The sequence below is a fragment of the Pseudomonas profundi genome, assembly GCF_008638305.1.
GTDB classification, from domain to species: Bacteria; Pseudomonadota; Gammaproteobacteria; order Pseudomonadales; family Pseudomonadaceae; genus Halopseudomonas; species Halopseudomonas profundi.
Genome location: NZ_VTPZ01000003.1, coordinates 128,356 through 145,545, shown reverse-complemented (window position 1 = coordinate 145,545; position 17,190 = coordinate 128,356). Strand labels below are relative to the sequence as shown.

Below are 17,190 nucleotides of genomic sequence, written 5' to 3'. Positions count from 1 at the left end.
GTATGCGTTACGGCTCAGATGCTTGCCAGCCCTGTGCTATGGCTATTCACCAATCCGCGGTCACGCCTGGCCGACGTGCGTAAACGGTAATTGACCGCCACCATAGTCAGCAGCAGCAAGGCGCCAACGGCATTGTGTGCCACCGCAACCGGCAGTGGCAGGTGTGCCAGCACATTGGTTATACCCAGGCTGACCTGGGTGCCAAGCACCACTACCAGCAATCCCGCCAGGCCGGTCTGGCCGAGCCTGAACAGTCGCCATGCCAGCAGCAGCACCAGAACGCTGGCCACCACTGCGCCGATTCGGTGACTGAAATGAATCGCCGTACGGCCGGGACCGTCGAGCATACCGCCGAGATAATTTGGACCAATCTCCTGAAAGACATTGAAGCCGGCGGCGAAGTTCATGTCCGGCCACCATTCGCCATGGCAGGTGGGCAGGTCCACACAGGCGACGGCGGCGTAGTTACTGCTGGTCCAGCCGCCCAGCGCGATCTGGCCAATAACGACCAGCAGCACCAGCCGTGCAAGCTTTCGTGTTCCATTCACGGCCGGGGAAGGGGTGAGGGGCGGCAAGGAAGAGGACAGGCGCAGATTCAGCAGTAGCAGCAGGCTTAACGTAGCGAAGCCGCCGAGCAGGTGGGTGGTGACGATTTGCGGCCAGAGTTTGAGCGTTACGGTCCACATGCCGAACAACGCCTGGCAGATGACCAGCACCAGCAAGCCCAGGCTGAGCGCAGTCGGGTAACCCGGTTCGTTGCGACGGCGCAGGGCAAGCACCGCGAGCCCGAGAATCAGCAAGCCGAGCAGGCCAGCGGCGTAACGATGGATCATTTCGGCCCAGGCCTTGAACGCCTCCACAGGGTCATCGGGGAAACGCATCTGCGCCATTTCAAGCGCCGAGTCGCTGCGCGGCACGCTGAGAAAGCCATAGCACCCCGGCCAGTCCGGACAGCCCAGCCCGGCGTGCACCAGGCGGGTATAGGCTCCGAGGATCACTACCACGAAGCCCAACGCCAGGGCGACCAGAGCCACGATCGATACATTTCTGCGCATGCTCGCTTATCCTACCTTTGAGACTTTCAACAGATGCTTGAGATCATCCAGCAGTTGCTTGCCGGGTTCGTCCGGGTCCTGGTGCAGCACGATTCTGCCGAGCGGATCGATAACCCACAGCTGAGCGCCCTGACGCCAGGATTCCGGATGTTCGTTCAGACTGCGGAAATAAGCATCAGTGCTCAGGGTGGAATACTCGAGCCTGGGGAAATCATTCTGCAACCGCTCCGAGAGCCCGGCGGGCTGTGCCTGCCCCGAGGCCAGCACATGCACAACGCGGCCGGCTTCGCGGCCCAGCGCCACGTTGATCTGGCGCGCCTCGTGCACCAGTTCCATGCAGGTATCGGTACACTCTTCTGCGCTGGTCACCACCAGACGCCACGGCGCGCCGTAACCGACCGGCTCGAGCGGCATATCCCAGTCTTCTGCGGTGACTACCGGCTCCACCAGGTCCGACTTGTTCTTCTGCGTATCCGGAATACCAATGTCGAACTTCGCCATGACCCAGGCAGTGAATATTGGCAGTGCAACAACACTCATAATTGCCAGCAACTTGAGCTGGCCGCGGGGTTTGTTATTGAGATCGGTCTGTTGGTTCGTTGCGTTCAATGTTTCGCATCCCCGTCGGGTTCAGGCCGAAAACCGGCCCAGATAAACAGAATCAGCAATGCCAGCGCCAGGGCGAACCACTGAACGGCATAGCCGGTGTGTTTGCTGGCTGTCATTGGCAAAGCCGGCCAGTCGAGTGTGAAAGCAGCGGGGCTGCCGCTGCGTAAGCGTGCCACATGGGGCAGTAGTTCGATATCCGCCTGGTCGGTCATGCTCTCCAGCTCAATGCTGGAAATCAACCGAGGCCAGGCCTCCGATACGCTGCCGTTTTGCTGAAGAAAGCCGGCTTCACTCGGCGCCACCATCTGTGCGTCGAGGCGCTGCTCGCCCTGCGGTGTGTCGATCTGTGGAGCAATACGACGATCCGGCCACGGCAGCCAGCCCCGGTTGACCAGTACCTGTTCGCCGCTGGGTAGGTCATGAAAAACCTGCAGAACCTCGACACCGGCCTGGCCATCGCGAATCCGATTGTCGAGCAGCCAGATGTATTGTGAATCGAAGCGGCCTTCAAGGTGGACCGGACGCCAGGCTGGATCGGACAAGCGGATTGCCTCGTGCAGGGGCACAGGAACTGCCGATTCGGCCTGATCGATTACCGCCTGCATCTGGCGTTTTTCCTCGGCGCGTTCCAGCTGCCACCAGCCCAGGCCAAGCAATAAGGGCATGAACGCCAGCACCCACAGGCTCAGCAGCCAGCCGGGACGGAAGCGTGCCGGCATTACCGCGGCAGACATGGCTTCGTGCGGCCTGGATGGAAGGCTATACTCGGGCAAATTCGAATAAACATGGATGGGATGCTTATGTGGTTGAAACTGGCCATTCTGGTCTTGCTGGCGGCACTGGTAGCAAGTCTGTTCAGTGGATTGTTTTTTCTGATGAAGGATACCGGGCGCAGCAGCCGACTGTTCAGTGCTCTGTCGCTACGCATCACCTTGACCGTTGCCGTGGTAGCACTCATTGCGTATGGCTTCTGGTCCGGACAGTTTGGCTGGAACACGCCCTGGCTCAATTAATAGATTCCCTGAATGAGTTGCCAGCGCGGTTGCCCGCGCTGGCGATGCTTCACAGGACGTAGACAAAAATAAACAGACCTACCCACACTACATCGACGAAGTGCCAATACCAGGCAGCGGCTTCGAACCCGAAGTGGTTATCCGGTGTGAAGTGGCCCTTCATTACGCGCAACAGAATGATGGTGAGAATCAACGTACCCATCGCCACGTGGAAGCCGTGGAACCCGGTCAGCATGAAGAAGGTCGCGCCGTAGATTCCCGAATCCAGTGTCAGACCCAGGTCGTTATAGGCATGCATATATTCCATGATCTGCAGCGTCAGGAATACGGCCGCCAGGATTACTGTCAGCAGCAGCCAGAGCGTCAGAGCCGTGCGCTTGGCTGCCCGCAGCGCATGGTGGGCGAAGGTGACCGTGATACTCGATGTAATCAGTATCACGGTGTTGATCAGCGGCAGTTGCCAGGGGCTGATGGTCTCGGTGGGGCCGGGATAAACCGCCGGGTCGGGGTTCTGCAACAGGGGCCAGACGAACTGGAACTCGGGCCATAGCAGTCCGGATTCGCCCTTGTGCCCTTCGCCCGCCAACCAGGGGCCGGCGAGCATGCGCACGTAAAAGAGGGCGCCAAAGAAGGCAGAAAAGAACATCACTTCAGAAAAAATGAACCAGCCCATGCCCATGCGGAACGAGCGATCCATCTGCGCACTGTAGAGACCCTGACGGCTTTCGTTAACGACGTTACTGAACCAGCCGAACATCATATAGGCGATGATCAATATGCCCGCCAACAATATCCAGTAACCGATACTGCTGTCAGAGTCGGCGCTCATGTTGTTCATCATGGTGCCGGCACCGAACACCGTCACCAATAGCCCGATCGAGCCAACAATCGGCCATTTGCTCTGCGGCGGTACATAGTAGGTTTCATGACTCGTGTCGTGACTTGCCATCTTTTGTTCTCCTTATAGGCAGCCTGATTAACGCGGCATGCAGTATCAGTTGGAGTGCTGCATTGAAGCCAGATCAAGGCTGGCTGCCATACGTTCGGTCACATCAAACAGAGTGTAGGCCAGGGTGAGCCGTTGGACCTCACCAGGCAGCGCGGCATCCACGATGAAGCGCACCGGCATTTCGACCCGCTCGCCAGGTTGTAGCACTTGCTGGGTAAAGCAGAAACACTCGGTCTTGTGGAAATACGCCGCGGCCTTGGATGGCGATACGCTGGGAATCGCCTGTGCGACCATCGGCTTGTCGGTAGGGTTGTATGCGGTGAAGATCATCTCGCGGGTTTCGCCAGGGTGCATCACCAGTTGATTCGCGGCGGGGCCAAACGACCAGTTCATGCCTTCGGCATTGGTCGAAACGAACTGCACGCGAACCGAGCGGGTCTCATCAATGGCCGACACGGTGCCTTCATAGGCCGTCCCGCGGGTTTTGCCGTTGATGCCGAAGGCATCGCACATCACGTCATAGATCGGCACCAGCAGGAACCCGAAGCCGAACATGCCTACCACCAGCAAAGCCAGTCGGGACACCAGTCGCTTAGTGCTAATGCCTTCGCTCATGTCGTTACCTCACTTCACTTCCGGTGGGGTGGTGAAGGTGTGATACGGAGCCGGTGAGGGCACGGTCCATTCCAGACCTTCCGCGCCTTCCCAGGGCTTGGCGGCAGCTTTCGGGCCGCCACGGATGCACTTGATGACGATGTACAGGAACAGCAACTGGGTCGCGCCGAACATGAAGGCGCCGATGGAGGACACCATGTTGAAGTTGGCGAACATCATGTTGTAGTCGGGAATCCGCCGCGGCATGCCTGCCAGACCCACAAAGTGCATCGGGAAAAACGCGAGATTCATCCCGATAAAGGACATCCAGAAGTGCGTCTTCGCCAGTACCTCGTCGTACATGTGGCCGGTCCACTTGGGCAGCCAGTAGTAGGCCGAGGCAAAGATGCCGAAGATGGCCCCGGGCACCAGTACGTAGTGGAAATGCGCCACCACGAAGTAGGTGTCGTGATACTGGAAATCCGCTGGTGCCATCGCCAGCATCAGGCCCGAGAAGCCGCCGATGGTGAACAGGATCACGAAGGCCACCGAGAACAGCATGGGCGCTTCGAAGGTCAGTGAGCCGCGGAACATGGTCGACACCCAGTTGAATACCTTCACCCCGGTGGGCACCGCGATCAGCATGGTGGCGTACATGAAGAACAGTTCGCCGGTAAGCGGGATACCCACGGTAAACATGTGGTGAGCCCATACCGCGAAGGACAGGAATGCGATGGCGCCGGTGGCATAGACCATCGAGGTATAGCCGAACAGCGGCTTACGGGCGAATGCCGGGATGATCATGCTGACCGTGCCGAAGGCCGGCAGAATCATGATGTACACCTCGGGATGACCGAAGAACCAGAAAATGTGCTGGAACATCACCGGATCGCCGCCACCCGCCGCGTTGAAGAAGCTGGTGCCGAAGTGGATATCCATCAGCATCATGGTCACCGCACCCGCCAGAACCGGCATCACGGCAATCAGCAGGAAGGCGGTGATCAGCCAGGTCCAGACGAACAGCGGCATCTTCATCAGCGTCATGCCCGGCGCGCGCAGGTTGAGGATGGTGGCGATGATGTTGATCGCCCCCATGATCGAACTGATACCGGCCAGGTGGATGGCGAAGATGAAGAAGGTCACGCTCGGTGGGGCGTAGGTCGTGGATAGCGGCGCGTAGAAGGTCCAGCCAAAGTTCGGGCCACCGCCTTCCATGAACAGCGTGGAAATCAGCAGACCGAAGGCCGCCGGCAACAACCAGAAACTGAAGTTGTTCATCCGCGGCAACGCCATGTCCGGCGCCCCGATCATCAGGGGGATCATCCAGTTGGCCAGGCCGACGAAGGCCGGCATCACGGCGCCGAACACCATGATCAGACCGTGGCTGGTGGTCATCTGGTTGAAGAATTCCGGCTGCACCAGTTGCAGACCGGGTTGGAACAGCTCGGCGCGGATAATCATGGCCATGCTGCCGCCGAGCAGGAACATTGCGAAGCTGAACCACAGGTACATCGAGCCGATGTCCTTGTGGTTGGTAGTCAGCACCCAGCGCATCAGGCCCTTGGCCGGACCATGTCCATGGTCGGCGTGATGGTGATCGATCACTGCACTCATGACAGGTCTCCTATTGATCTTCTTCAAATTCGAGGATGTCGAGCGGTGTCACCATGTCGCCGGTGTCGTTACCCCAGGCGTTACGTTCGTAGGTGATAACCGCTGCCAGATCCACCTCGGAGAGCTGCGGACCGAAAGCCGCCATGGCGGTGCCGGGGCTGCCATTGACCACGATGTCGATGTGACCGGTGAGATCGTTCAGCACCATGTCGCTGCCGACGAGCGAAGGGAAAGCGCCTGGAATACCCTGGCCGGTAGGCTGGTGGCACGACGCGCAGGTGCTGGAATAGACTCGCTCGCCCCGTTCCATCAGCTCTTCGAGCGTCCATTCCTTTTCAGTCAGTTCGGCTTCGCGTGCGGCAAACTCCTTCTTCTCTGCGAGCCAGGCGTCATAGTCTTCCTGCGAACGAGCGTCGACCACGATGGGCATGAAAGCATGGTCGCGGCCGCAGAGTTCGGTGCATTGTCCGCGATAGATGCCGGGCTCTTCCACGCGGGTCCAGGCTTCGTTGACGAACCCGGGGATGGCGTCCTTCTTGACCGCCAGCGAGGGAACCCACCACGAGTGGATCACGTCCGCAGCCGTGACCAGAAAACGAACCTTTTGGCCCACCGGAATGACCACCGGCTCGTCCACCTCAAGCAGGTAGTTCTCGCCCTTGTCGGCCAGGTTGTTGATTGCGTCGCGGGAGGTGGTCATGTGGCTGAAGAAGGAGACGTCTTCGCCGAGATAGCTGTATTGCCAACGCCACTGGTAACCGGTCACCATGATATCGATGTCGGAATCGTCTGCGTCGTAGATATCGATCAACGTTGTGGTGGCCGGTATCGCGATGCCAACCAGAATAAGCAGGGGGATAACGGTCCAGAGAATTTCGACCGTCAGGTTCTCATGGAAGGTGGCCGGAACGGCTCCCCGGGATTTCCGGTGCATGAACATCGACCAGAACATGATCCCGAAGACGATGACGCCAATGGCCACACAGATCCAGAAAATGGTCATATGGAGGTTGAAGACCGAGTGACTGACGTCGGTCACCCCCCTGGTCATGTTTACTTCCCAGTCGGCGCTGGCGGAACTGCTGACTGCTGACAGTGACAGACCACCCAGCCAGGCACTTGCATATCGCAACATTCCCGGTTCCCCTGTTTATTTTTTTTATCAACCAAACTGGCGCAACGGGGAGTTCAACCTATACGGCAACGGTCTCGCAGAAGCTTGCCCACATTTCCCCCAAAGGTCCTGACAGGCAGAAGCCTGGCCCCCCGAACAGCTACCAGACAGATCCGAGTATAGACCTGGCGGAGGTGATCGCAATATCTCGTTGCGGTTTATTTTGATAAAGGTCAAGCAGCGGCCAGAAGTCTTGTGCTAGTCAGTAACCCATTCAAGGCCGTTTGTGACGTGTTCAACAAGCCACGCAAATAGGTTTAATGGCTCATGAATGAGTCACTTTGACGGTGCCAAAAGCCTCTGCTAGCTTTGAATGGCTTACCGTATCCCCACCGCGGGCAGCTTCATTATCCCGCACGGAGTCTCCATGAATATTTCCGCATTAAGAGAGCGTGTCGCCGAGGCGCGCTCAGATCAGCAGGGCGAGGCAGCGCTGAAGGACTGGCTGGAGCACAGGCTGCCGGACCTGCACCCAGCCATAGCACCCGAGCCGAGTGCCACCGCAGCGTTGCTGCGCTTTATCAATGCGTACATTGCCCAGGTGCCGGATATTCTCGAGGCAGCCGAAGCGGTGGCAGAGGCTGCGCGGATCCGCACCCAGTTGCTTCCGGTGTTGAAAGTCGCAGAAGCGTTTTTTCTGCAGCCGCCTGCTTTACCAGCTGACCACCAGGGCATGCTGGCGCTCCTTGATGAGGCGTATCTGTCCCATCGGTTGGTAGAAGAGGTCAATGATCGGTATGTGATACATGAATGCGGTCCGCTGATTCCGTTGGGCATGACCCGCGCCAATCTGATTGTGCATCAGTTGTTGGGCGAGCCTTTCTCCAATGAGCTGGATGCAGAGGTAGAACGCGCAGTGCAGGCCCTGGTGCCGGAAACGCTGTTTGAAGGCGAGGCATTTCAGGCCTACAAGGCGCAGATTGATCCCGAAACCTGTCGCCGGTTATGGGACCAGTGGCCGTGCATGTCCGAGGAGCTGGGGGTTGAGATCAAGTGGCGCGGGGCCGCCTGATCTCCCGCTTCACTTCTTTTTCAGTTTCGGATTCGGAAAAAACTGCACCGTATGAGAGGTTGCGGCCGGCTTCGCCGGCTTGGCCACGGTCACCCGGGTCGGAATTTCGCGGGGCACAGAATTGCCCCGCTCATCCAGCGTGTCGGCGAAGCCGCACTCGACACATTCGCGATGCTGGGCGCCGTCCTCCTCAAACATGACGATGGTGTCCATCTTGCTGCAGGCGGGGCATACCGCCCCGGCGATGAAGCGTTTTTTTACTTCGGTCATGCCGCTTGTTCTCCGGTCAGGCCGCTGTGTCGCAGCAGCGCATCAATCGACGGTTCGCGCCCGCGGAAGGCGACGAACAATGCCATGGGCTCACGGCTGCCGCCCTGCGCCAGAATCGCCTCGCGGAAATCGCGACCGGTTTCGCGGTTGAAAATGCCCTCTTCCTCAAAGCGCGAGAACGCATCCGCAGACAGCACTTCAGCCCACTTGTAACTGTAGTATCCGGCCGCATAGCCGCCGGCAAAGATATGCGCGAATCCGTTCTGGAAACGGTTGAACGCTGGCGGGCGCAGCACCGAGGTTTCGTCACGTACTGCATCCAGTACCTGCTGGACGCTGCGGCCCGGTTCGCGTCTGGCATGTAGCTCGAAGTCGAACAGGGAGAACTCGATCTGCCTGAGCATGCCCATGCCGGACTGGAAGTTGCGTGCCGCGAGCATTTTTTCCAGCAGGTCCTGCGGAAGCGGCTCGCCAGTCTCGTAGTGACCTGAGATGAGCTCCAGCCCTTCCGGCTCCCAGCACCAGTTCTCCATGAATTGACTCGGCAGCTCGACCGCATCCCAGGCGACACCGTTGATCCCGGAGGCAGAGGCATAATCGACCCGGGTCAGCAGATGATGCAACCCATGGCCAAACTCGTGGAACAGTGTGGTGACCTCGTCGTGTGTGAGCAGCGCCGGTTTGTCGCCGGCCACCGGCGGTGTGAAATTGCACACCAGATAGGCCACCGGCCGCTGGATCGCGTCACCCGGTAATAGGCGACGGTCACGCGCGCCGTCCATCCAGGCGCCGCCGCGCTTGTTGCTGCGAGCGTACAGGTCTAGGAAAAAGCGACCGATGACTTCGCCGTCTTCGACGATTTCGAATAGCCGCGCGTCGGGGTGCCAGCGATCGAAGTCCTCGACCTCGCGCATGTCCACGCCATAGAGGCGGCCAGCGACAGCAAACATGCCATCCAGCACCTTGTTCACTGGAAAGTAGGGGCGCAGTGCTTCCTGGGAAATGGCGTAACGATGCTGGCGCAGTTTCTCGCCGTAATAGCCCAGGTCCCATGCCTGGAGATCCTTACAGCCTTGTTCGGCGGCATAGTCGCGAAGCGCCTGCAGATCGGCTTCGGCGGCCGGTTTGCTGCGCTTGGCCAGATCGCGCAGGAAGCCCAGTACCTGGTCAGTGCTTTCGGCCATTTTGGTGGCCAGCGACAGCTCGGCGTAATTGGCGTAACCCAGCAGTTCTGCCAGCTCCTGGCGCAGCGCGAGGATCTCTTCGATCAGCGGGCCGTTGTCGTTGTCGCCAGCATTTGGGCCCTGATCCGAGGCGCGCGTGCTGTAGGCGGTATACACCTCTTCACGTAACGCCCGATTATCGGCGTGGGTCATTACCGCAAAATAGCTGGGGAATTCCAGGGTGATCAGCCAGCCGTCCAGCTCGCGTTCTTCGGCAGCCTGCCGAGCCTGCGCCATGGCAGATTCGGTCAGGCCTTCAAGCTCGGCGGCATCGGTGATGTGTTTGGTCCAGCCCTGCGTGGCGTCCATCAACTGGTTGGAGAATTTGCTCTGCAGCTCGGACAGCCGCATCTGCATCTCGCCGTAGCGCTTCTGCTGTTCCGGGGGCAGGGCTATGCCGGACAGGCGGAAGTCACGCAGGGTGTGCTCGATGATGATCTGCTGGGCAGCGTCCAGTTTGGCAAAGCCATCGCTTTCCGCCAGCTGGGTATAGGCTTCGAACAACGGCTGGTTTTGGCCGAGCTCGGTGAAATATTCACTGAGCAACGGCAGGCAGCTGTTATAGGCATCCCGTATTTCGGGGCTGTTCATTACCGAGTTCAGGTGGCCTACCGGGGACCAGGCGCTGGAGAGCCGGTCCCCCAGGTCATCCAGTGGCTCGATAAGGTCTGACCAGGTCCACTCGGTTGGGTTGGTCGCCAGCAACGCGTGCAGCTGCTTGCGGTTGTCCGCCAGGATCTGTTCGATGGCCGGTTTGACGTGCTCGGCCTTGATGGCACTGAATGGGGGCAGGTCATAGGGTTGCAATAACGGATTCGACATGGCGTTTGGGTATCCTGATTCGAGAAAACACGGACTTTGACCGTCATCTTATTTAATATGACGCCTTTTGGCACGGATGGTGGCTTCACCAACGCTAAACAAGTGCGGCCGGCACATTATTTTTCGACCGGCCGCAGATGAAACGCAGCCGTGCAAGCCTGATAACCCTTCGGCGTCCTGGTGCCGGATATTTGCCGGGAGCTCCCCGCATGAGGTGCAAAGCCATGAATGTAAGACCTTTCGCAGACAAGATTCCGCAGCTCGGGCAGGGCGTATTCGTTGATCCCTCGGCCGTGGTGCTGGGTGACGTGGTGTTGGGTGATGACTGTTCGGTCTGGCCCGCAGTCGTCATACGCGGCGACATGCTGCATATCCGCGTCGGTGCGCGCACCAGCATTCAGGACGGCAGTGTGCTGCATATCACCCACGCCGGCCCGTTCAACCCTACCGGCTATCCATTGATCATCGGTGATGACGTGACCATCGGCCACAAGGTGCTGCTGCACGGCTGCACCATCGGCAGTCGCTCGCTGATTGGCATGGGCAGCATCGTGATGGACGGCGCCGTGATCGAGGATGAGGTGATTCTGGGTGCAGGCAGTCTGGTGCCCGCCAATCGCACGCTCAAGAGCGGGCACCTCTATGTGGGTAGTCCAGCGCGGGCAATCCGGCCGCTGAACGACGACGAAAAAGCCTTCTTTACCTATTCCGCCAACAACTACGTGCGCCTGAAAAACGAACACCTCGCGGAAGACTGGGCAGGCTGATCGCGCCAAGGAATGGTTTCGGTCTGCTAATTACTGCTGAATCAGAGCCATGAATAGTAGCCCGGCGAACCTGTTGCGCTGCTGAACCTGGTTTATGATCCTGGGCTGCTTCCACTCGAAGCTGTTCTCCAACCATTCAGCACGCGAGGCACCATGACCAACCTTACCAATCGCAAAATCATCCTCCAGCAGCGCCCTCAGGGCGAAATTCGCGACGGCGATCTGGTCATGGAGCAAGAGCCGGTACGCGACATCCGCGACGGCGAGGTTCTGCTCCAGACCCTTTGGCTGTCTCTCGACCCCTACATGCGTCCCCGTCTGAACGACGCCAAGGGCTATATGGACCCGGTCGGCATCGGCGAGACCATCGTTGGCGAAAGCGTATGCCGCGTCATCGAATCAAAATCCGATAACTCCAGCGTTGGCGACCTGGTCACTTGCTACACCGGCTGGCAGGAATATTTCATCATCCCCGGCGACGCGCAGATGGTCTACAAGATCGAGCCCAAGGGCGTACCGCTGCAGGCGTATCTGGGCGTCGCGGGCATGCCGGGGCGGACCGGTTATTGTGGTCTGAAATTCGTTGGCAAGCCCAAGGCTGGCGAAACTGTGGTGGTGTCTGCGGCGTCGGGCCCGGTTGGTACAGTAGTCGGTCAGACTGCCAAGCAGATGGGGTGCCGCGTGGTCGGTGTCGCCGGCGGTGAAGAAAAATGCCGCTTCGTGGTCGAAGAGCTGGGCTTTGATGCCTGCGTCGATTACAAGGCCGGCAACCTGCAGGCTGATCTGAAGGCGGCCTGCCCGGATGGCATTGATGTGTACTTCGAAAACGTCGGCGGCGAAGTCACCCGGGCGGTGGCTACCCTGCTGAACCCCGGCTCGCGCGTGCCGATCTGCGGTTATGTGTCAGCCTACAACGCCGAAGATGCGAGCAAGGTCGAGACGCCTTTCCATGTCTTCAAGGCGATGGACAATCCGCCGGAGCACCGCTTCTTCCTGGTGACCGAATGGAAGGACCGTCATCAGGAAATTACCGGCATACTGGCTGATCAGGTGGCTAACCATCAGCTGAAATACCGCGAGACAGTGGCTGAAGGTCTGGAGAATGCAGTCGAGGCGTTCAAGGGAATGCTCAAGGGCAAGAACTTCGGCAAGCAGCTGGTTCACATCGCCGACTGATCTGGCGTCAACAGCGAGCCGACGTCCCACGCCGGCTCAGTCTGGGGGCCCTGGGGGTGTAGCGCGCCCGCGCTACGCCAAGCTCGCAATCAACGCTAAATCTCGTCGGCGCGTCCGAACGCGGCCCGAGCCGCACGCCAACCCCAGGGACGCCCAATCCGCTGCTGAGGCGCAATCCTGGGGGTGTAGCGCGCCTGCGCTACGCCAAGCTCGCAAGCAACACCAAAGCCCGTCAATGAGACCGAACGCAACCCGCGTGCTCATAACACCCTGTCGGCGCGCAGGCGCACGCCAACCCCAGGGAAGCCCCGCTCGGAGCTGCTACGTCAAAATGGATAATGCAGGGTGCGGCAGGCAACGCATCCCTGGGGGTGTAGCGCGCCTGCGCTACGCCAAGCTTGCGGGCAACGATCAACAACCCCAACCTAACCCTTCCAGCTTCCAGCTTCCAGCTTCCAGCTTCCAGCTTCCAGCCCCTACCCCTGAATCAACTGCTCCAACTCATCAATTCGCGCCTGCAGCGTCGCCTTGTCGGCACAACGTAGCGTGGCGTGACCGACCTTGCGGCCTGGCTTGAAGGCCTTGCCGTAGTGATGCAAATGACAATCCTCAATCGCCGTAACCTTCTCGACCGGCGGCACTTCCCCGATCAGATTGACCATGGCGCTTTCGCCGACCCGCGCTGTGGAGCCAAGCGGCAAACCGGCAATCGCGCGCAGATGGTTCTCGAACTGGCTGCACTCCGAGCCTTCAATCGTCCAGTGCCCGGAGTTATGCACCCGTGGGGCGATTTCGTTGGCCTTTAGCCCGCCATCAACCTCGAAGAATTCGAAGGCAATCACGCCGACGTAATCGAGCTCTTTCATTACCCGGCCCAGATAGTCCTCGGCCAGGCTTTGTAAGGAATGCTCACTGCTGGCGACCGAGCGGCGCAGGATGCCATCTTCGTGAACGTTGTGAACCAGCGGATAGAAGCGTGTTTCGCCGTCACGGGCGCGCACTCCGATCAGCGAGACTTCGCCTTCAAAGGGTACGAAGCCTTCGAGTATGCAGGGCACACTGCCCAGCTCGGCGAAGGCGTTGTGTGCATCCTCAGGATAGCGCAGCACCTTCTGTCCCTTGCCGTCGTAACCCAGCGTGCGGGTCTTGAGTACAGCAGGCAGGCCGATTCGCTTGATGGCCGCTTCAAGGTTGTCCTGCGACTGGATGTCGGCGAACTCCGGGGTGGGAATGCCCAGTTCGAGGAACATGGATTTTTCGAACCAGCGATCCCGGGCGATACGCAGCGATTCGGCGTTGGGATAAACCGGAACGAATTGCGACAGAAAGGCCACCGTCTCGGCCGGCACGCTTTCGAATTCAAAAGTCACCACGTCTGCTTCATCCGCCAGCTGGCGAAGGTGATCGTGGTCGTTGTAATCGGCGCGCAGATGTTCGCCTAGCGCCTGTGCGCAGGCATCCGGAGCCGGATCAAGGAATGCAAACTGCTGGCCTAGGGGGGTGCCCGCCAGCGCCAGCATCCGTCCCAGTTGTCCACCGCCGATTACGCCAATCTTCATGATGCTATCCTCACGCCTGACGCGGGTCCGGGTTATCCAGCACCGTCTCGGTCTGCTTGTTGCGAAAATCCTTCAGTGCCTGCTGGAACTGCGGGTGTTTGGCACCGAGAATGCTCGCTGACAACAACGCGGCGTTAATCGCGCCGGCCTTGCCTATCGCCAGCGTGGCAACCGGAACACCGGCAGGCATTTGCACGATCGACAACAGCGAATCGACACCGGACAGCATAGACGACTGCACCGGAACGCCCAGCACCGGCAGGTGGGTCTTGGCCGCGCACATGCCGGGCAGGTGAGCGGCGCCGCCGGCGCCAGCGATGATCACTTCGATGCCGCGACCGTCGGCTTCTTCAGCATACTGGAACAGCAGATCAGGGGTGCGGTGAGCGGAAACCACCTTCACCTCATAGGGAATGCCAAGCTGCTCGAGCATATCGGCCGTATGGCTCAGGGTCGACCAGTCTGACTTGGAGCCCATGATCACGCCAACCAGTGCGGTCATTGTTGTTGCCTCATTCAGTTGTGCCGCTCAATTGCGGTAAAAACCAACAAGCCACGCAAGAATGACTGGCGTGGCTTGGTGGTGCAGTCTGCTGGAGGGAATGCCCCATCAGTGCGCGGAATATGAAGCGGCACAGTATAACCACATTCGACTGCGATCAGAACTGATCTGCGCCGCGCATGAGCGCAGCGCTAAGCTTCAGTTCACCACCAGCCTCACAGGGTGGGGGAGTAGCGTGATTTGGGCGTCGCCATGGGTAGCGGGCCGTCGTCAATCAGGCGGAATTTCCCGGTTTCAGCATCGTAGGCCCGGATCTCGCAGGTTTCGATATCGTATACCCAGCCATGGATGAACAACTGCCCGCTTGCCAGACGCGCCGCCACCGATGGGTGAGTGCTCAGATGGTTCAGCTGCGCCACCACGTTCTCCTCGGTCAGGGCACCCAGGGTGGTGTGATCGGCGCAGCCGCAGTTCTCCTCAACCACCACTCTGGCAACCTCGGAATGGCGCAGCCAGGCTTTTACCGTCGGCATGCGTTTGAGCGAGCCAGGGTTGAGTACTGCCTTCATTGCGCCGCAATCGGAATGGCCACAAATAATGATGTGATGCACATCCAGCGCCATCACGGCGAATTCGATAGCCGTTGAGACGCCACCCATCATCTGACCGTAGGCCGGTACCACGTTGCCGACATTCCGGGTAACGAACAGATCGCCCGGCGCACTCTGGGTAATCAACTCGGGCACCACGCGCGAATCGGCGCAGGTGATGAACATGGCCTTGGGCTTTTGCTCATGCGCGAGCTTCTTGAAAAGCTCCTGCTGCGCTGGATACACCTCGGTACGAAACCGCTTCAGTCCCACGACGATCGATTGCAGGGCTTCCTCAGCTGTTTCCGGCTGGCCTGAATTATCTTCGCTCATCTCTATCCTCCAGTTTTCTGACCCACGCAGCGGCGAATATTGCACCGCTGCACGGGTAATCAGGCTTCAATTTCAATCAGGATCTCGCCGGGATTGACCCGGTCGCCCTTGGCCACATGCACGGCCTTGACGGTGCCGGCGATCGCGGCCTGGATTTCGCTTTCCATCTTCATTGCCTCGCTTACCAGTACAGCCTGGCCGGCCTTGACCGAGTCGCCAACGGCAACCAGTACTTCGACAACGTTGCCCGGCATGCTGGTGGTGACATGGCCCGGGTGGCTGGCCTGACGACGCTGGCCTGACTCGCCGCTGGCGGTAAAGGTATTGAGTGGCTCGAACACGGCCTCCTCAGGCATGCCGTCCAGGCTCAGATAAAAATGACGCTTGCCAGTCGATTTGACGCTAACGCCGGTGATATCCACCCGATAGGATTCGCCGTGCACGTCAATGATGAACTCGGTCGGCACACCGTCCTCGGACATCGGCTTGGCTTGCTCGCCGGTCTGTGGCAGCAGTTCCTCGGGCTTGAGCGTACCGGCGGCGCGCTCTTCGAGGAACTTGCGCCCGATATCGGGGAACATGGCGTAGGTGAGTACATCTTCCTCGCTGCTGGCGATGCTGCCGGCTTCTGCGCGCAGTTTGTCCATCTCCGGCTGGATCAGGTCCGCCGGCCGCACGTCGATCACCTGTTCGTTGCCAATGGCGCGGCGCTGCAGATCCTGATTGATCGGCCCTGGCGCCTTGCCGTAACGGCCTTGCAAGTAGAGCTTCACTTCGTTGGTGATGGTCTTGTAGCGCTCGCCCGCCAACACATTGAAGACCGCCTGGGTGCCGACAATCTGTGAGGTTGGTGTCACCAGCGGAGGAAAGCCCAGATCCTCGCGCACCCGCGGAATTTCCTCGAATACTTCCTGAATGCGGTTAAGCGCGTTCTGTTCCTTTAGCTGGTTGGCCAGGTTGGACATCATGCCGCCCGGCACCTGGTTGACCTGCACCCGAGTATCGACGCCGGTAAATTCGCTTTCGAACTGGTGATACTTCTTGCGCACCTCATGGAAGTACATGCCGATTTCCTGCAGTAATTGCAGATCCAGACCGGTGTCGTAGGGCGTACCTTTAAGGGCGGCAACCATGGATTCGGTGCCCGGATGGCTGGTGCCCCAGGCCAGTGACGAAATGGCCGTGTCGATGTGGTCAGCACCGTTCTCGATGGCCTTGATCTGGCACATTGCGGCGAGGCCGGCGGTGTCATGCGAATGGATATACACCGGCAGCGACTGCTCGCTCTTCAGCGCCTTGACCAATTCACCTGTGGCGAAGGGGGTCAGCAGGCCGGCCATATCCTTGATCGCCAGCGAATCGCAGCCCATGGCCTCCATCTGCTTGGCCTGTGCAACAAACGCCTCGACGGTATGCACCGGCGAGGTGGTGTAGGCGATGGTGCCCTGGGCATGCTTGCCGGCGGCCTTGACCGCTTCGATGGAGGTGCGCAGGTTACGCACATCGTTCATGGCATCGAATATGCGGAACACATCGATGCCGTTAGCGGCGGCCTTGTTGACGAAGGCGCGCACCACGTCATCGCTGTAATGGCGATAGCCAAGCAGGTTCTGGCCGCGCAGGAGCATCTGCAGGCGCGTGTTGGGCAGCGCTTCGCGCAATTGGCGCAACCGCTCCCAGGGGTCCTCCTTGAGAAAGCGGATGCAGGCGTCGAAGGTCGCGCCACCCCAGACTTCAAGGGACCAGTATCCCACCTGATCCAGCTTGGGGCAGATAGGCAGCATGTCTTCGGTGCGCATGCGAGTCGCCAGCAGGGACTGGTGGGCGTCGCGCAGGACGGTATCGGTGATTGTGATGCGTTTGCTCATGGTTTTGTCTCCTCATGAGCTGGAAGCTCGAAGCTTGAAGCGGGGTCTCGACCTGCCGCT

At 59.5% G+C, this 17,190-nt stretch carries 17 protein-coding genes; 4 read left to right on the top strand and 13 right to left on the bottom strand.

Translation table 11 applies throughout. The features are described from left to right. Nucleotides 1-14: 14 nt before the first annotated feature. From FZE95_RS05755 to FZE95_RS05745, 3 genes are read right to left on the bottom strand one after another with little or no spacing between them, the layout of a single operon-like run. On the bottom strand, nucleotides 15-1,055 hold the full coding sequence (locus tag FZE95_RS05755; RefSeq protein ID WP_150299889.1) for a COX15/CtaA family protein: 1,041 nt from the start codon (nucleotides 1,053-1,055) through the stop codon (nucleotides 15-17). A gap of 6 nt (nucleotides 1,056-1,061) precedes the next feature. Continuing rightward, nucleotides 1,062-1,664: a hypothetical protein gene (locus FZE95_RS05750; RefSeq protein WP_150299888.1), complete on the bottom strand. Its 603-nt coding sequence runs from the start codon at nucleotides 1,662-1,664 to the stop codon at nucleotides 1,062-1,064. Further along, a complete protein-coding gene (locus FZE95_RS05745) occupies nucleotides 1,661-2,398 on the bottom strand; it encodes an SURF1 family protein (protein ID WP_223824981.1) in 738 nt (245 codons plus the stop codon). The genes FZE95_RS05750 and FZE95_RS05745 overlap by 4 nt, the downstream gene beginning before the upstream one ends. A 66-nt stretch (nucleotides 2,399-2,464) precedes the next feature. Here FZE95_RS05745 and FZE95_RS05740 point away from each other — a divergent pair, with 66 nt between their 5' ends. Further along, entirely contained in the window at nucleotides 2,465-2,677 is a 213-nt protein-coding gene (locus FZE95_RS05740; protein WP_150299887.1) for a twin transmembrane helix small protein, read from the top strand. Between the two features lie 49 nt (nucleotides 2,678-2,726). Here the strand turns inward: FZE95_RS05740 and FZE95_RS05735 are convergent, their stop codons facing one another. Genes FZE95_RS05735 through coxB form a run of 4 tightly spaced genes read right to left on the bottom strand, consistent with a single transcriptional unit; the run spans nucleotide 2,727 to nucleotide 6,969 of the window. Further along, nucleotides 2,727-3,626 carry a cytochrome c oxidase subunit 3 gene (locus tag FZE95_RS05735; protein WP_150299886.1) on the bottom strand — a complete coding sequence of 300 codons (900 nt, stop codon included), beginning with the start codon at nucleotides 3,624-3,626 and terminating at the stop codon, nucleotides 2,727-2,729. 45 nt (nucleotides 3,627-3,671) lie between these two features. Continuing rightward, nucleotides 3,672-4,241 (bottom strand): cytochrome c oxidase assembly protein, encoded by a 570-nt coding sequence (locus FZE95_RS05730; RefSeq protein WP_150299885.1) that lies wholly within the window; start codon nucleotides 4,239-4,241, stop codon nucleotides 3,672-3,674. Nucleotides 4,242-4,250: 9 nt separating this feature from the next. Continuing rightward, nucleotides 4,251-5,834 carry a cytochrome c oxidase subunit I gene (ctaD, locus tag FZE95_RS05725; protein ID WP_150299884.1) on the bottom strand — a complete coding sequence of 528 codons (1,584 nt, stop codon included), beginning with the start codon at nucleotides 5,832-5,834 and terminating at the stop codon, nucleotides 4,251-4,253. Nucleotides 5,835-5,844: 10 nt separating this feature from the next. Then, nucleotides 5,845-6,969, bottom strand: coding sequence for a cytochrome c oxidase subunit II (gene coxB / locus FZE95_RS05720; RefSeq protein ID WP_150299883.1), 1,125 nt, complete (start codon nucleotides 6,967-6,969; stop codon nucleotides 5,845-5,847). A gap of 406 nt (nucleotides 6,970-7,375) precedes the next feature. Between coxB and FZE95_RS05715 the strand changes: the two genes are divergently transcribed. After that, entirely contained in the window at nucleotides 7,376-8,020 is a 645-nt protein-coding gene (locus tag FZE95_RS05715) for a hypothetical protein (protein WP_150299882.1), read from the top strand. A 9-nt stretch (nucleotides 8,021-8,029) separates the two neighbouring features. On the opposite strand, the gene FZE95_RS05710 is transcribed toward FZE95_RS05715, so the two are convergent. Next, nucleotides 8,030-8,290: a YheV family putative zinc ribbon protein gene (locus FZE95_RS05710; protein WP_150299881.1), complete on the bottom strand. Its 261-nt coding sequence runs from the start codon at nucleotides 8,288-8,290 to the stop codon at nucleotides 8,030-8,032. Continuing rightward, the gene (prlC, locus tag FZE95_RS05705; protein ID WP_150299880.1) at nucleotides 8,287-10,335 is read right to left on the bottom strand and encodes an oligopeptidase A; all 2,049 of its coding nucleotides are present in this window, start codon (nucleotides 10,333-10,335) and stop codon (nucleotides 8,287-8,289) included. The genes FZE95_RS05710 and prlC overlap by 4 nt, the downstream gene beginning before the upstream one ends. Nucleotides 10,336-10,559: 224 nt before the next feature. Here prlC and FZE95_RS05700 point away from each other — a divergent pair, with 224 nt between their 5' ends. Beyond that, nucleotides 10,560-11,102: a gamma carbonic anhydrase family protein gene (locus tag FZE95_RS05700; protein WP_150299879.1), complete on the top strand. Its 543-nt coding sequence runs from the start codon at nucleotides 10,560-10,562 to the stop codon at nucleotides 11,100-11,102. 153 nt (nucleotides 11,103-11,255) lie between these two features. After that, nucleotides 11,256-12,278 (top strand): NADP-dependent oxidoreductase, encoded by a 1,023-nt coding sequence (locus FZE95_RS05695; RefSeq protein WP_150299878.1) that lies wholly within the window; start codon nucleotides 11,256-11,258, stop codon nucleotides 12,276-12,278. 476 nt (nucleotides 12,279-12,754) lie between these two features. On the opposite strand, the gene FZE95_RS05690 is transcribed toward FZE95_RS05695, so the two are convergent. The 4 genes from FZE95_RS05690 to oadA form a co-directional block, all read right to left on the bottom strand. Continuing rightward, entirely contained in the window at nucleotides 12,755-13,837 is a 1,083-nt protein-coding gene (locus tag FZE95_RS05690; protein ID WP_150299877.1) for a 5-(carboxyamino)imidazole ribonucleotide synthase, read from the bottom strand. Between the two features lie 10 nt (nucleotides 13,838-13,847). Then, nucleotides 13,848-14,339: a 5-(carboxyamino)imidazole ribonucleotide mutase gene (purE, locus tag FZE95_RS05685; RefSeq protein WP_150299876.1), complete on the bottom strand. Its 492-nt coding sequence runs from the start codon at nucleotides 14,337-14,339 to the stop codon at nucleotides 13,848-13,850. A gap of 215 nt (nucleotides 14,340-14,554) precedes the next feature. Further along, a complete protein-coding gene (locus tag FZE95_RS05680) occupies nucleotides 14,555-15,262 on the bottom strand; it encodes a carbonic anhydrase (RefSeq protein ID WP_150299875.1) in 708 nt (235 codons plus the stop codon). 59 nt (nucleotides 15,263-15,321) lie between these two features. Continuing rightward, nucleotides 15,322-17,130 carry a sodium-extruding oxaloacetate decarboxylase subunit alpha gene (oadA, locus tag FZE95_RS05675; protein ID WP_150299874.1) on the bottom strand — a complete coding sequence of 603 codons (1,809 nt, stop codon included), beginning with the start codon at nucleotides 17,128-17,130 and terminating at the stop codon, nucleotides 15,322-15,324. Nucleotides 17,131-17,190: the final 60 nt, after the last annotated feature.